Origin of the sequence: Mesorhizobium sp. LSJC269B00 (assembly GCF_000502815.1) — a bacterium.
In the GTDB taxonomy this organism is placed as follows: Bacteria; Pseudomonadota; Alphaproteobacteria; order Rhizobiales; family Rhizobiaceae; genus Mesorhizobium.
Map to the genome: position 1 here is coordinate 106109 of NZ_AYVN01000005.1, position 13803 is coordinate 119911.

The 13803-nt window shown below is 64.4% G+C and carries 10 protein-coding genes and 2 pseudogenes; 7 read left to right on the forward strand and 5 right to left on the reverse strand.

Translation table 11 applies throughout. The annotated features are described in order from the left end of the window. Position 1: 1 nt before the first annotated feature. The gene (locus X771_RS151215) at positions 2-454 is read right to left on the reverse strand and encodes an Lrp/AsnC ligand binding domain-containing protein (RefSeq protein WP_023688158.1); all 453 of its coding nucleotides are present in this window, start codon (positions 452-454) and stop codon (positions 2-4) included. Positions 455-617: 163 nt separating this feature from the next. Here X771_RS151215 and putA point away from each other — a divergent pair, with 163 nt between their 5' ends. After that, positions 618-4226, forward strand: coding sequence for a bifunctional proline dehydrogenase/L-glutamate gamma-semialdehyde dehydrogenase PutA (putA, locus tag X771_RS151210; RefSeq protein ID WP_023688159.1), 3609 nt, complete (start codon positions 618-620; stop codon positions 4224-4226). Between the two features lie 87 nt (positions 4227-4313). Beyond that, positions 4314-5378: a glycosyltransferase gene (locus X771_RS151205; protein WP_023688160.1), complete on the forward strand. Its 1065-nt coding sequence runs from the start codon at positions 4314-4316 to the stop codon at positions 5376-5378. A 45-nt stretch (positions 5379-5423) separates the two neighbouring features. Here X771_RS151205 and X771_RS151200 read toward each other — a convergent pair whose 3' ends face one another. From X771_RS151200 to X771_RS151190, 4 genes are read right to left on the reverse strand one after another with little or no spacing between them, the layout of a single operon-like run. Beyond that, a complete protein-coding gene (locus X771_RS151200) occupies positions 5424-5738 on the reverse strand; it encodes an antibiotic biosynthesis monooxygenase (RefSeq protein WP_023688161.1) in 315 nt (104 codons plus the stop codon). A gap of 55 nt (positions 5739-5793) precedes the next feature. Then, positions 5794-6885, reverse strand: a complete 1092-nt coding sequence (locus X771_RS0133980) for an energy transducer TonB (RefSeq protein WP_245260815.1) — start codon at positions 6883-6885, stop codon at positions 5794-5796. Position 6886: 1 nt separating this feature from the next. Further along, complete coding sequence (locus X771_RS151195; RefSeq protein ID WP_023673858.1) at positions 6887-7321, reverse strand: hypothetical protein; 435 nt, start codon at positions 7319-7321, stop codon at positions 6887-6889. 5 nt (positions 7322-7326) lie between these two features. Beyond that, positions 7327-9462 carry a TonB-dependent hemoglobin/transferrin/lactoferrin family receptor gene (locus X771_RS151190; protein WP_031202687.1) on the reverse strand — a complete coding sequence of 712 codons (2136 nt, stop codon included), beginning with the start codon at positions 9460-9462 and terminating at the stop codon, positions 7327-7329. Between the two features lie 262 nt (positions 9463-9724). Between X771_RS151190 and hemP the strand changes: the two genes are divergently transcribed. The 5 genes and pseudogenes from hemP to X771_RS01000000164995 all read left to right on the forward strand — a co-directional run bounded on the left by hemP (position 9725) and on the right by X771_RS01000000164995 (position 13785). Beyond that, positions 9725-9931: a hemin uptake protein HemP gene (gene hemP, locus X771_RS151185; RefSeq protein WP_023673860.1), complete on the forward strand. Its 207-nt coding sequence runs from the start codon at positions 9725-9727 to the stop codon at positions 9929-9931. A 36-nt stretch (positions 9932-9967) separates the two neighbouring features. Next, positions 9968-11026 carry a hemin-degrading factor gene (locus X771_RS151180; RefSeq protein ID WP_023688164.1) on the forward strand — a complete coding sequence of 353 codons (1059 nt, stop codon included), beginning with the start codon at positions 9968-9970 and terminating at the stop codon, positions 11024-11026. 10 nt (positions 11027-11036) lie between these two features. Beyond that, complete coding sequence (locus X771_RS151175) at positions 11037-11918, forward strand: hemin ABC transporter substrate-binding protein (protein WP_023688165.1); 882 nt, start codon at positions 11037-11039, stop codon at positions 11916-11918. 4 nt (positions 11919-11922) lie between these two features. Further along, positions 11923-12991 (forward strand): annotated as a pseudogene (locus X771_RS01000000164990) (iron ABC transporter permease). 6 nt (positions 12992-12997) lie between these two features. Continuing rightward, a pseudogene (locus tag X771_RS01000000164995) lies at positions 12998-13785 on the forward strand (heme ABC transporter ATP-binding protein). The last annotated feature ends 18 nt before the right edge of the window (positions 13786-13803 follow it).

Genomic DNA, 13803 nt, shown 5'->3' on the forward strand with positions numbered 1-13803 from the left:
GTCAGCGATCCTTCACCGTCTCCATGGCCACGAAGGTTGAAGTCTGCGCAACATGCGGCAATGCCGAGATGCGCTCGCCGAGGACACGGCGATAGGCGGCGATGTCCGTGGTGCGGACCTTCAGAAGATAATCGAAGCTCGACGCCATCATGTGGCACTGCTCGATCTCCGGCACGGCCTGCACCGCGCGATTGAAAGCATCGAGCGCGGCCGAGCGTGTGTCCGACAGTTTGACCTGGACGAAGGCGACATGACCTTCGCCCATGCGCTCGCGATCGATGATCGCCTGATAGCCCCTGATATAGCCGTCCTTCTCCAGGCGCTTCACCCGCGCCTGCACCGGCGTCTTCGACAGGCCGACCTTGCCGGCCAGTTCCGACATGGACAGCCGCCCGTCGCGCGCCAGCGCCGACAGGATGTTTCTGTCGATGCGGTCCAATTGGTCTCCTGTCACGGATATCACAGTCCATCTGATAACAATTTAGCCGCATGATAGACCGCTCGGCCTGGCATGTCGATTTCTTTGGACCGGCCGAAAATGCGGCTCTGTGCTAGCTTGCGCCATTCGGTCCGGCGACCGCCGGCCCGCTCCCAGATGCTTGCTCCGCAGGACCGCCATGCCGCTCGACACCATCCGCCAGCAGATCCGCGCCAACTACCTGCCCGACGAAGACGCGGCTGTGAAGCGCCTGGCTGCCGCGACAGAACTTTCGGCCGATGACCGCAAAGCCGTCTCGGCCCGTGCCGCGGATCTGGTGCGCGCGGTGCGCGGCTCGTCCGACCCGCGGCTGATGGAGGTTTTTCTCTCCGCCTACGGCCTCTCCACCAAGGAAGGAGTGGCGCTCATGTGCCTGGCCGAGGCACTGCTGCGCGTGCCTGACACCGAGACTATGGACGACCTGATCGCCGACAAGATCGCACCGCATGACTGGTCGGCGCATTCGGGCGGTTCGAGCTCGATCTTCGTCAACGCCTCGACCTGGGCGCTGATGCTGACCGGCCGTGTGCTCGACGAGGGCGAGGGCGGCATTGAAGGCACGCTGCGCTCGATGGTTCGCCGGCTGGGCGAACCGGTGATCCGCAAGGCGGTCGCCGCCGCCATGCGCGAAATGGGCGAGCAGTTCGTGCTCGGCCGCACCATTGCGGAAGCCGTCAAGCGCGGCAAGTCGATGATCCAGAAAGGTTATCTCTATTCCTTCGACATGCTGGGCGAGGCGGCCCGCACCGAGGCCGACGCGCTGCGCTACCTCAAGGCCTATGCCGATGCGATCTCCTCGCTCGATTCAGGCTCCAACGGTCCCGATATCCGCCAGAACCACGGCATCTCGGTCAAACTGTCGGCGCTGCATCCGCGCTACGAAGAGGCACAGAAGGAAAAGATGCTGCCGGTGATGGCGGAGCGGCTGCTGTCGCTGGCGCTGGCCGCACGCCATTCGCGCATGGGCCTCAACATCGACGCCGAGGAGGCCGACCGGCTCGACCTGTCGCTCGATGTGATCGAGCGTGTGTTGTCCGAGCCGGAGCTTGCCGGCTGGAATGGCTTTGGCGTCGTCGTCCAGGCCTACGGCCCGCGCGCGGCCTTCACCATCGACTGGCTCTATGCGCTGGCGAAAAAGTACGACCGCAACATCATGGTGCGGCTGGTCAAGGGCGCCTATTGGGACACCGAGATCAAGCGGGCACAGACGCTCGGGCTTTCCGGCTACCCTGTCTTCACCCGCAAGGCCAACACCGATGTTTCCTACATGGCCTGCGCCAGGAAGTTGCTGTCGATGACCGACCGCATCTATCCGCAATTCGCCACGCACAACGCCCATACAGTCGCTGCCGTCCTGTCGATGGTTGACAACCGTGACGCTTTCGAATTCCAGCGCCTGCACGGCATGGGCGAGGCGCTGCATGAGACGGTGCGCCAGGCCGAAGGCACGCGCTGCCGCATCTATGCGCCGGTCGGCGCGCACTCCGACCTCTTGGCCTATCTGGTTCGCCGCCTGCTGGAGAATGGCGCCAACTCCTCCTTCGTCCATCAGCTCACCGACGAGGACGTCGAGCCGGAGGATATTGCGCGCGATCCGCTCGAGACGGTCGAGAGCCAGGGCCCCGCCGCCAATCCGGCAATCGCTCGTCCTGCGACGATCTTCGGCGCTGGTCGGCGCAACTCGAAGGGGTTCGACATCACCGATCCGGTGACGCTGGCGGCGATCGACAAGGCCAAGGCGGCCTTTGCCGGGCCCGAGCGCTGGCATGCCAAGCCGATCACGCGCGCCGCCGGCTACGGCAAGCAGCGCCCGGTGGTCAATCCGGCAAAGCCTGCCGAGATCGTCGGCACGGTCGCCGAAGCCGCTGCCAAGCAGGTCGCGACCGCGGTGCGCTTTGCTGTGGAAGCGCAGCCGGCCTGGGCGAAGCGTCCCGTCGCCGAGCGCGCCGCCATCCTCAACCGCGCCGCCGACCTCTATGAGGCCAATGCGGTCGAGTTTTTCGCGCTGGCTACAAGGGAAGCCGGCAAGTCGCTGGCCGACGGCGTGGCTGAAGTGCGCGAAGCCGTCGACTTCCTGCGTTACTACGCTGCCGAAGCGGCCAACAACGAAGCGGGCACCGAGGCGCGCGGCGCGATCGTGTGCATTTCGCCGTGGAATTTCCCGCTCGCCATCTTCACCGGCCAGATCGCGGCAGCGCTCGTCACCGGCAATTCGGTCATCGCCAAGCCAGCCGAACAGACGCCGCTGATCGCCTTCCGCGCCGTCGAGCTGCTGCGCGAGGCCGGCGTGCCGGAAGATGTGATCCAGCTTCTGCCGGGCGACGGTCCGGCGGTCGGCGGACCGCTAACTGCGGATCCGCGCATTGCCGGCGTCTGCTTCACCGGCTCGACCGAGGTTGCAAAGCTGATCGAGAAGCAACTGGCCGAGACGGCCGCGCCGGACGCCATGCTGATCGCCGAGACCGGCGGTCTCAATGCCATGATCGTCGATTCCACAGCACTGCCCGAACAGGCGGTGCGCGACATACTGGCATCGGCTTTCCAGAGTGCAGGCCAGCGCTGTTCGGCGCTTCGCGTGCTCTACGTGCAGAAGGATGTCGAGAAGAAGATGCTGGAGATGCTGAAGGGCGCCATGGAAGCGCTCACCATCGGCGATCCCTGGCAGATTTCGACCGATGTCGGGCCGGTCATCGATGACGAGGCGCAGGAATCGATCCGCGAGTATTGCACCAAGATGGGGCTGCAGGGCCGGTTGATTGCCAAGCTCGAAGCACCGAAGGACGGCCGCTTCGTTGCGCCGCATGTGTTCCGGGTCAAGGGCATCGAGGAGATGGAGCGCGAAGTGTTCGGTCCGGTGCTGCATGTCGCCAGCTTCGACGCCGACGGGATCGACGCCGTCATCGCCGCCATCAACCGCAAGGGCTATGGCCTGACCTTCGGCCTGCACACCCGCATAGAAGGCCGCGTCCAGCATTTCGTCGACGGCATCCATGCCGGCAACATCTATGTCAACCGCAACCAGATCGGCGCCGTCGTCGGTTCGCAGCCCTTTGGGGGCGAGGGGCTTTCGGGCACCGGGCCGAAGGCCGGCGGGCCGCATTATCTCCGGCGGTTCCGCAAAGGGCCGGAGGCGGGCACGGAGATTGCCGAGGGCCACAAGGTGACGGCGACCGAACTGGCCGACAATCTGCCCGATCCGACGCTTGGCGGCTGGTCGACGAGGCCGGACCGCATCGCCATTTTGAGAAAACATCTGCGCGGCAAGGGCGCTGCAGCCATCGGCGCTGCAGCCGCCATCGATTTCGGCCAGGTCGACCTGCCCGGACCGACCGGCGAGGCCAACACGCTGTCGCTGTCGCCGCGTGGCCGGGTGCTGTGCCTCGGTCCGGACGCCGACACGCTGCTTGCCCAGACGATCCAGGCGCTGGCCGCCGGCAATGCGGTGCTGGCCGTGGCGCCGGGCGCGCCGGCGGCACTGTCGGCGCTGACCGGCAAGGGGTTGCCGCTGGCGGCCATAGACGGTCGGCCAGACCCAGTCGAAGCGCGTTCGCTGCGCGTCCATGTCGTCGCCTTCTCGGGCAGGCCCGAGGCGGCGCGGATCGTGCGCAAGGTCATTGCCGACCGCAGCGGGCCGATCGTGCCGCTGGTCAGCGAGGTGCTCAACCCGGCGGCCTATGCGCATGAACGCGCTGTCTGCGTCGACACCACGGCTGCCGGCGGCAATGCCAGCCTGCTCGCGGCGGCCTAGGGGGCTTTTCGCGGCTCGCTTGCCTGCGTCGGGTTGCAAGGGTATGCGCAAGGGACAGAGAGCAACTCGAGCGGGGCAGCCGAACAGATGGAAGACACGTCCCGACCGTTTGAGCTGCCGCGCGTGGCGGTGGTCATCACCTGCTTCAACTATCGGCCGTACGTCGAACAGGCGATCCGCTCGGTGCTTGCGCAGACCTACCGGAATTGGGAATGCGTCATCGTCGACGATGCCTCGACGGACGGCTCGGCCGACCATGTCCGACAGCTTCTAAGGGATATAGAAGACCCGCGCCTGCGCCTGTTGGCGCGCACGGAGAATGGCGGCCAGACCGCGGGATTCCGCGACGGCTTTGCCGCAACCGACGCGCCCTTCGTCGCGTTTCTCGACGCCGATGACGTGTGGCTGCCGGATTTTCTCCTCGCTCATCTGTCCGCCCACCTCAACACGACGCATTCGGCCGCACTGTCGAGTTCCGATGTGTTCCTTGTCGATGGCGACGGCACCTTGCTGGGCGGTACCTTCCTTGCCTTGCGCAAACCGCGGTCCGGAGCGGATCGCAGTGGCGTCGCCATCGCGCCCGGTGGCCGGCTTGCCGGCATGGCGCCCGGGATCGCCTACGCATCGGAGCATCCGGTAACCTATTTCGCACCTGCGGTGACGGGCTGGCTGTGGTCGCAATGCTCGGCGATCATGTACCGGCGTGGCGCGCTGGAACCGGTATTGTCCTTCCCGTTCAAGGCCAAGGTCGGGACGGATTATCTGACGGCGACACTCGCGCACCAGGCCGGCGGCAGCCTCATCCTGTCAGAAGGTCTCGGGCTCTATCGCCTGCATGGCTCCAACCTGTCCACCGGAACTGCCTTTGCTGGCGGCAATGTGCGGCAAACGCCTGCATACAGGAGCTACAGGAGCGTGTTGGCGGCGGATGCCGCAGACTATTTGCTGGCGAATTCTGCCTGGCTCAGCGATCTCAACGGGCGCAATTTCATACCTGCATTCCTGACGCAGCATGTGCGCCAGTTCCCGGAGTTGGCCGGTGATCCGCGGTTGGCGCGCTACCTGACACGCGGACAGCCCTGGCGGCGGCTGCGCCTGCACATTGCCCAGTGGCTTCGGCGACTGGGCGGCCGGAATTCAACCGGAACATGACGGCATCTGCAGGTCGTCAGATCTCGTCGACGGGTGAAATCTCAATCAGGCGCCTTCGACAACCGAAAAGCCTTCGAACTGCGGATGGCCGAGATAATGCACCTTCGAGGTGCCGGTGTTGCGATGGGCGGCGCGAAAATTCTCGGATTTGGTCCAGGCGACGAAATCCTCATGGCTTGCCCACACCGTGTGCGAGGCAAACAGCGTGTAACCCTCGGCCTCGTTGACCGGGCCGCGCAGCAAGTGGAATTCCCTGAAGCCTTCCATCTTCGAAAGGCTGGAATCGCGGTTCTTCCAGACATCCTCGAAGGCAGTCTCCGAGCCGTTCTGGACCTTGAAGCGGTTCATGGCGATGTACATTGGGCTTCCTCTTGAATTGGTGGACGACGACATTTGGCGAAGGTCTGCGAGCTGGTTAAAACGGACCGATCCGCGCCCTGAACACCCAACTTGATAATCCGGTCTCGGGTGGAATGGGCGGGAACGGGGCTTGCTGGCGCACCAGTTTCAAAGCGAATTGGTCTAGCTCGGCAGACCCTGAACTTTCGACAAGCTGCAAGTCGCTGACGCTGCCGTCGGCCATGACGACGAAATAGACCCTGGCATTGTTGCGAGCCTTGGCTTGAACCGCCTTCGAAACGTGGCGGTTGGCGCGGACAAGCTTGTTCTGAACTTCAACGCTGTAGCCGGATTCCATCGAATTGCCCGCCGCGCCCTGTTTTCCGCCTTTGCTGGCAACCGCCGTTGCCTCGCGCTCCTCGCCATCTGCCGTGCCGCCAGTCTCTCCCGGTATTGGTGCGCCTGATATTGATGTACTTGGCCTCGGGCTTGGGACTGGTGGCCTCGCGGTAGGCAATTCAACGGCAGGCTCATTGGCGGGAGACGCCTCCGAACTCTGCGTTTGAACCGGTGACGGTGCAGGCGTCTCACCCTCCGGGGCGACACTTTGATCATCCGGGATGGCAGCCGTCGGTGCATCCGGAGCGACGACTACCTGCTTGGCAGCTTCCGGCGCAGATTTGGGCGCCGCCGGCTCCTCTACGGCTTGAGGCGCCTCGGTTTGCGGCGTGGGTTGGACGGGGTTGGCCGGCTGAGGATCGGTTACCAGGGTAACATCCACTGCGTCGGGTACCGGGTTTTGCAAAGCGGTGCCGAGGACGTCTGCGCCTGATCGATCGGCGCCTTCGGCCTGTATTGCCTTTCCGGTATCGAATGTCCCGGCGGGTGCGACCATGAACGCCGCTGCGGCAGCGGCATGGAGCAGGCAGGACGCGACGATCGCCACAGTCCATTTGCGGTCCGCGGCCGCCGGCTGTACGAGCTCGTCCATTGTTATCGCCGGTTCGTTGCCAGCGTCGGGGAGGGGGGTGATGTCCTGCATGGTTCGCGGCGAGACCTGCCGCGAGCGCGGCGGGATTGTCAAATCAAGATCGGTTGCCGGCCATAACGGCGGAGCTGCGACGGGTCGTGTCGCATTGTCGTGCAGGAAGGCGGGATGCAGACCCACCTCAAACGCCGAATGCGATACCGGTCTTGGTCTGCGTCTTCAGGCCGCGCATGCAGGCGCCCGGTTCGACGCCGGCGCATTCGGTGGCGCTGTTGATCAGCACGCGGCTGAGTTTGGTGCAGTCGGTGCCGGCGAGGTCGAAGCGGGTCACCTTGGTCTTGCCGGCCGGCAGGTCCTTGAAGTCGAGCACGCTCAGGCGGTCGACAATGCCGGCCTCGTTGAACAGCGCGATTTCGAATGCCGCCTTGGAAAGATCGGCGCCGAGCGCATTGTTGACGACGAAGGTCAGCCGGCAACCCTTTTCGGAGGGCTGCGCGGCATTGAGCTCGAGGCTGAGTTGCGGAGCCGACGCGGACTGAGCCCACGCCGGCATCAAGCCAAGCGACATCGCCAGCGTCGAGGTCAGGAGGCGAAGCGATGCCGTCAAACTTGTCATGGGTGTCAGCCTCCAAAGCGCATGGTTGCGGCCAGCTTCAGCGTGATGCCGGGTTCATAGATGACGGCGGTGGTACCGCCGTTCAGCGGGTTGGTGTATTTGACGTCGAACAAATTGTCGGCGCGGAAGTCCACCTTCAGATTGTCGGTGGCCTGGTAACTGGCGAAGGCGTTGACCAGAGTATAATCCTTGGCCACGGGGTTGCCCTTCGGCTTGCCGTTGTACTGCACCTCGCCGCCGACGGTCAGCTTGTCCTGAAGGAAGCGGAAGCCGAGCTGCCCGGTGACCTGCGAGGACGGGATGGTGGCAAGGTCGGCCCGCTCGCCTTCATCGGAGATGGTGTGGCCGTTGATGATCGAGGCTGAGAGGCCAGCATAGCCCCAGCCGGCATCGTAGACGCTTTCCAGTTCGAAGCCGTTGATCTTGGCCTGGGCGACGTTCTGGTACTGGAAGCAGATCGGGATGCCGGGGCCGAACGGGCAACCGCTGGTCGGGTCGAATGCCGACAACGTGACGCCTTCGATGTAGTCGTCGACATCGTTGTGGAAGTAGCCGGCCTTGAGCCGGAACGCGTCGCCGGCCTCGATAAGGTCGTTCAGCTTGTAGTTGACGCCGAATTCAGTGGTCTTGCCGGTTTCTGGCCGCAGGTTCGGATTGGGCAGGAACGGGAAGGTGACGCCCGCCGGATGGTTGCCGCTGATCAGCGTTTCGGTCAGCGACGGCGAGCGGTAGCCTTCCGCGTAGGTGCCATAGAACTGCAGGCCCGCCAGGCTGGCGCTTTCGAAGGGCGTGACACCAACGGTGATGCGCGGCGACAGACGATCACCTGACGTTTCGTGGGTGCTGTCTTCGAGGCTGTAATTGTCGTAACGCAGCCCGGCAATGACCTCGAGCCAGTCCCAGGTGAGCTTGTCCTGGATGTAGGCGCCCGAAACACTACGCTTGCCCGATGGGGTGTAGAAGCTGTCGCCGCCGGCGGTGCCGCCGGTCTCGACATCGTCACCCACCCAGTCGCCGCCATAGGTCAATTCGTGCGCAACACCGGCTGTTTCGAAGCGCGACGTGTTCCAGATGTCGACGCCGGCCGTGCCAACGTCGAAGGTCGAGGTCGAACCGACGGGCAGCAGCACGGGAAGGCCGGTCGACGGATCGAAGCGGTTCTGCGGGACCAGCGTGGTGAGGTCGAGATTGGTCTTGTTGTAGGAGGCGTTGATGTGGAGGTCGAGCCAGCTCTTGGCGTCGTCAGTGATGTTGTAGCGGGCGGTGAAGGTGTTCGACTTCAGGTCGACGTCGTTGGCCGGCACGCCGCCGCTGGTTTCCGTCCAGCCGTCGCTCGAGCCGACCCAGCCGAGCTTCAATTCGCTGTTCTCGCTCGGGCGGATTGTGGTCTTGAGCAGGCCGCTCAGCACGTCGAAACCGGAACCGGCGACGGTGTCGCCGCTGCCATTCTTGTAGTCGCCGTAGTCGCGGTAGACGATGTTGCCCAGCACATCCAAATCGTCGTTGAATTTGTAGGCGCCGCTGGCGCTGGCGGTCCAGCCCTTGCCGTTGCTTTCATAGCGCCCGGTGACGGAGCCGGCCCAGGTTTCGCCCGATCTGAGGAAATCCACCGCATCCTTGGTGTCGAAGAAGACGACGCCGCCAATGGCGCCGGAGCCGTAGGTGTTGGCGGTCGGTCCGCGAATGACGTCAACGGATTTGATGAGCTCGGGATCGACATAGAAGGTCGACTGCGTGCCGTGGTCTGAGCGCTGGAAATTCTGCCTGGCACCGTCGACGATGACGGCGACGCGACCGAAATCCTGCAGGCCGCGGATGTTGATGCTGGAGCTGACGCGTCGCGCATCGGCCTGCACGGCGACACCAGGCACACCGAGCAGCATTTCGTTCGGCGTCGTCGCCATGCGGCGGTCGAGCTGTTCCTGGTCGACATGGCTGGCTGAGGCCAGCGATTCGATTGCCGTCTCGCCGGTGCGGCTGATGACGAGGATCTTGTCCAGCAGGGTCGCGCCGGCGGGCGCCGGCTTGGTGTCCTCGGTTTTCTTGGTCTGGTCGGCCTGGTCAGCGGCCGGCTGAGCGCTGGCCGGCGATGTCAGCAGCGCGATCGTCGCTGCCCCCGCAAGCAAGGCCACCTTTGCCATAGACCGATGCACCGGACCGGTGCTCGCCAGACCCAGTGGTCCACAATTTCCCAAGCCCATGCCCCAACTCCAAAATTCCAGATTCGATGCTGGCTGGCTTGGTGCTCGCTGGCATTTTTCATTCTGTCCGGCGTCTTAAATGTTGACTCATTTGGTCCGGTATTGCACTGACTAATAAACATGATTATTCGAGTCAAGAAATGAATCGGCATTTTTGCAACGCCTAGCCAGTTGCCCGGCACAGGAAAGGGGATCGAAAGAGATGAACACCCACAATCCCAACGACTTTCGTTACCGCGTCCGCCGTTCCGAGGAGACGCCGACCCGCTTCGACCGGGTGCCGCTGGCGGTGCGGACGCTGTCCTCCAACACGCTGTTCCAGGGCGAGCACGAGATCGGCATCGAGCACCATGGCGCGCTCTATCGGCTGAAGATCACCCGCCAGGGCAAGCTCATCCTCAACAAGTGACGAAACGACCAAACACGGCAGACAGGTAAGCAGGACATGGACCAGCGCGCAAAACCCGCCCCGCATGAAATCCGGCGGGCGCGGGCAGACAATCCGAAAGCGCGCGAGCGCGATCTTGCCGCCGAGCTCGGTATTTCCGAGGCCGAGCTGGTGGCCGCGCATTGCGGCGACGGCGTCGTGCGCGTCGAGCCCAGGGTCAACGATCTTCTGACCGGCCTCGACGCCGTCGGCGAAGTGATGGCGCTGACCCGCAACGAAAGCGCGGTGCACGAGAAGATCGGCGTCTACGACAAGGTTGTCACAGGCACGCACAACGCCATGGTGCTGGGCGAAAACATCGACCTGCGCATTTTTCCCAAAGTCTGGGCGCATGGCTTTGCCGTGGAAAAGCGCGACGGCGGCGACATCCGCCGCAGCCTGCAATTCTTCGACGCGGCCGGCGATGCGGTGCACAAGGTGCATCTGCGGCCGGCGTCCAATCTCTATGCCTACCAGAAGCTCGTGGCCGCACTCGAATCGCCGAACCAGGAGGCGACCGTGTCTATCGCAGGCGTGGCCGACGACGACGCGGAGACGTCGGGCATTGCCGCAGACATCGATGATCTGCGCGACCGCTGGAGCCGGCTGACCGACGTGCATCAGTTCTTTGGCATGTTGAAAACGCTGAAGCTTACCCGCCGCCAGGCCGTGCGCATGGTCGGCCAGGACTATGCCTGGCTGCTCGACAATGACGCCATCGGCGCCATGTTCCACCATGCCGCCGCCGACGGCATGCCGATCATGTGTTTTGTCGGAAACCGAGGCTGCATCCAGATCCATTCCGGTCCCGTCAAGTCGATCAGGCCGATGGGGCCGTGGATCAACGTGATGGACGAGACGTTCCACCTGCATCTGCGCACCGACCAAATCCAGGAGGTGTGGGCGGTGCGCAAACCGACCAAGGACGGTCATGTCACCTCGCTCGAAGCCTATGGCGCCGACGGCAAGATGATCATCCAGTTCTTCGGCAAGCGCCATGAAGGCGAGGGCGAGCGCGACGACTGGCGGTTCCTTGCCGAGAACCTGCCGCGCATTCCAAGCCCGACCGCAGCCTGAGGAAACGACGATGATTTCACTGTTCAGGACGCTTGCCGCGGCCATGGGCCTGTCGCTGTTTATTGCCGCCCCAGTGCCGGCCAGCGAGAACGTGGCCGTGTTTGCCGACACGTCGCGGATCGTGGCGATCGGCGGTTCGATCACCGAGATCGTCTACGCGCTTGGCGAGGAAGGTCATCTCGTCGCCCGCGATTCGACCAGCCGCTACCCCGCCGCCGCGGTCGCGCTGCCCGACGTCGGCTATATGCGCCAGCTGTCGCCGGAAGGCGTGTTGTCGGTCAATCCTTCGGGCATTCTGGCGCTGCATGGCAGTGGGCCGAAGGAAGCGGTCGATGTGCTGAAAAAGTCGAGCGTTCAGTTCATCGACGTGCCCGAGCATTACAGCCATGACGGCATCCTGGAAAAGATCCGCATCGTCGGCAAGGCGCTCGGCGTCGACGCCAAGGCCGAGACGCTGGTGGCTGAGACCGACGCCAAGCTGAAGGCGGCCGAGAAGCAGACGGCGTCGATCAAGCAGCGCAAGCGCATCCTGTTCGTGCTGTCGATCCAGGGCGGCAAGATCCTGGCCGCCGGCACCGACACCGCCGGTGATGGCATCATCAAGCTCGCCGGTGCGGTCAACGCCGTCGAAGGTTTTTCCGGCTACAAGCAGATGTCCGACGAGGCCATCGTAACCGCCAGGCCGGACGTGATCCTGGCGATGAAAAATGCCGGACCGCCGATTGCGGAGGCCGAGCTGTTTGCCATCCCGTCGATCACCTCGACGCCGGCCGGTGAAGGCCGCAAACTGACCCTGATGGATGGCAGCTATCTCCTCGGCTTCGGGCCGCGCACGGCCGATGCCATCCACGATCTGGCCGCCTCGCTCTATGGCAGCCAGGTCACGGACTGAGCCGATGGTGGATCAGTCGATCGCCGGCGCGGCGGGCAAGGTGGCCGAGGGCGATCGTTCCGGGCGCGCTCGCATGGTTATTGTGCTCCTGTGTGTGGCGCTTGCCCTTTCGATGTTCCTGTCGCTGAGGTCGGGCGCTTCCGATGCATCGGCCGTTGGTGTCATTCGTGACTGGCTGACCGGCGCCATGCCGGACGACGCCGCGCTTGGTGCCCGCGACCGGTTGATCGTCTACGATATCCGCATGCCGCGCGTACTGCTCGGTGTGCTCATCGGGGCGGCACTGGCCGTATCGGGTGCGGTCATGCAAGGCCTGTTTCGCAACCCGCTCGCCGATCCCGGCCTGATCGGCGTTTCCGCCGGGTCGAGCCTCGGCGCGGTCGCCGTCATCGTGCTCGGCACGACGTGGCTGGNTGGCCTTGCCGCTCGCCGCTTTCTGCGGCGGCCTTGCGGTCACGCTGGTGCTCTACCGCGTCGCCACGCGGCAGGGGCGCACATCGGTCGCCACCATGCTGCTTGCCGGCATTGCGCTCGCAGCCCTTGCCATGGCGCTGACCGGTATCCTGATTTTCATGGCCGACGACCGGCAGTTGCGCGATCTGACCTTCTGGCAACTGGGCTCGCTGGGCGGCGCGACCTGGCCGAAGATCGCTTCCGTCGGGCCGATCATCGTGCTGGCGCTTGCGGCAATGCCGTTCCTGGCCAAAGGCCTCAACGCCCTGGCGCTCGGCGAGGCGACGGCCGGACATCTCGGCATCCCGGTACAGCGGCTGAAATACACCGCGATCGTCGGCGTCTCGGCAGCGGTCGGCGCCTCTGTCGCAGTCAGCGGAGGCATCGGTTTTGTCGGCATCGTCGTGCCGCATCTGCTGCGGCTGCTGATCGGTCCGGACAATCGCTATCTTTTGCTCGCATCGGCGCTGCTCGGCGCCTCGATGCTGCTTCTTGCCGACGCAGTTGCCCGCGTCATCGTGGCGCCGGCCGAATTGCCAATCGGCATCGTCACGGCGATCGCCGGCGCGCCGTTCTTCCTCTGGATCCTGCTGCGCAAGCGCGGCGTAATCGACTTGTGAGGCGGCATGATCGAAGCACGCGATGTCTCGGTGGCGATCGGCGGCAAGCGCATTGTTGCCAATGTCGATTTCGTCGCGCGGCCGGGCGAAATTGCGGCAATCGTCGGACCCAACGGCTCGGGCAAGACGACGTTTTTGAAGGCGTTGTCGGGCGATCTGGCGTTTACGGGGACAGTGGCCGTCAACGGGCGCGACCTCTCCGAGATGAAGCCGGTGGAGGCCGCGACCGTGCGTGCCGTGCTGCCGCAGACCGCGACGCTGTCCTTTCCCTTCACCGTGCACGAAGTGGTCAGGCTCGGCCTTATCGGCGGCCGTTCCGGCGTTCTGCCGGGCGAAGATGATCGTCTGCCCGAGCGGGCGCTGGCGCGGGTCGACCTCGACGGCTTTGCCGGCCGCTTCTATCAGGAGCTTTCGGGCGGCGAACAACAGCGTGTGCAGCTGGCGCGCGTGCTGTGCCAGGTCTGGGCGCCGGTGCTCGACGGCAAGCCGCGCTATCTCTATCTCGACGAGCCGGTCTCCAGCCTCGATATCAAGCACCAGCTGATCATCATGAACATCGCCCGCGATTTCGCCCGGCGCGGCGGCGGTGTGATCGCCATCCTGCACGACCTCAATCTGACGGCCATGTATGCCGACCGGATTTTCGTGATGCATCGCGGCCGGCTCGCCGCCGACGTTCACCGCAGGAGGTGCTGAGCGACGATCTGATCGAAAAGGTGTTCGATTGTCGGCTAAGGGTCGGTGTGTTGCCGGCGGCGAACATGCCGTTCGTCTTGCCGCAGTCAGCCGCCTAAAGCGCGTCGCGTTTGAAC

What these genes read in the sequence shown, in the direction of transcription:
- putA (WP_023688159.1), top strand. Translation starts at nt 618, where the DNA reads ATGCCGCTCGACACCATCCGCCAGCAGATCCGCGCCAACTACCTGCCC.
- X771_RS151205 (WP_023688160.1), top strand. Translation starts at nt 4,314, where the DNA reads ATGGAAGACACGTCCCGACCGTTTGAGCTGCCGCGCGTGGCGGTGGTC.
- X771_RS151200 (WP_023688161.1), bottom strand. Translation starts at nt 5,738, where the DNA reads ATGTACATCGCCATGAACCGCTTCAAGGTCCAGAACGGCTCGGAGACT.
- X771_RS151195 (WP_023673858.1), bottom strand. Translation starts at nt 7,321, where the DNA reads ATGACAAGTTTGACGGCATCGCTTCGCCTCCTGACCTCGACGCTGGCG.
- X771_RS151190 (WP_031202687.1), bottom strand. Translation starts at nt 9,462, where the DNA reads ATGGCAAAGGTGGCCTTGCTTGCGGGGGCAGCGACGATCGCGCTGCTG.
- hemP (WP_023673860.1), top strand. Translation starts at nt 9,725, where the DNA reads ATGAACACCCACAATCCCAACGACTTTCGTTACCGCGTCCGCCGTTCC.
- X771_RS151180 (WP_023688164.1), top strand. Translation starts at nt 9,968, where the DNA reads ATGGACCAGCGCGCAAAACCCGCCCCGCATGAAATCCGGCGGGCGCGG.
- X771_RS151175 (WP_023688165.1), top strand. Translation starts at nt 11,037, where the DNA reads ATGATTTCACTGTTCAGGACGCTTGCCGCGGCCATGGGCCTGTCGCTG.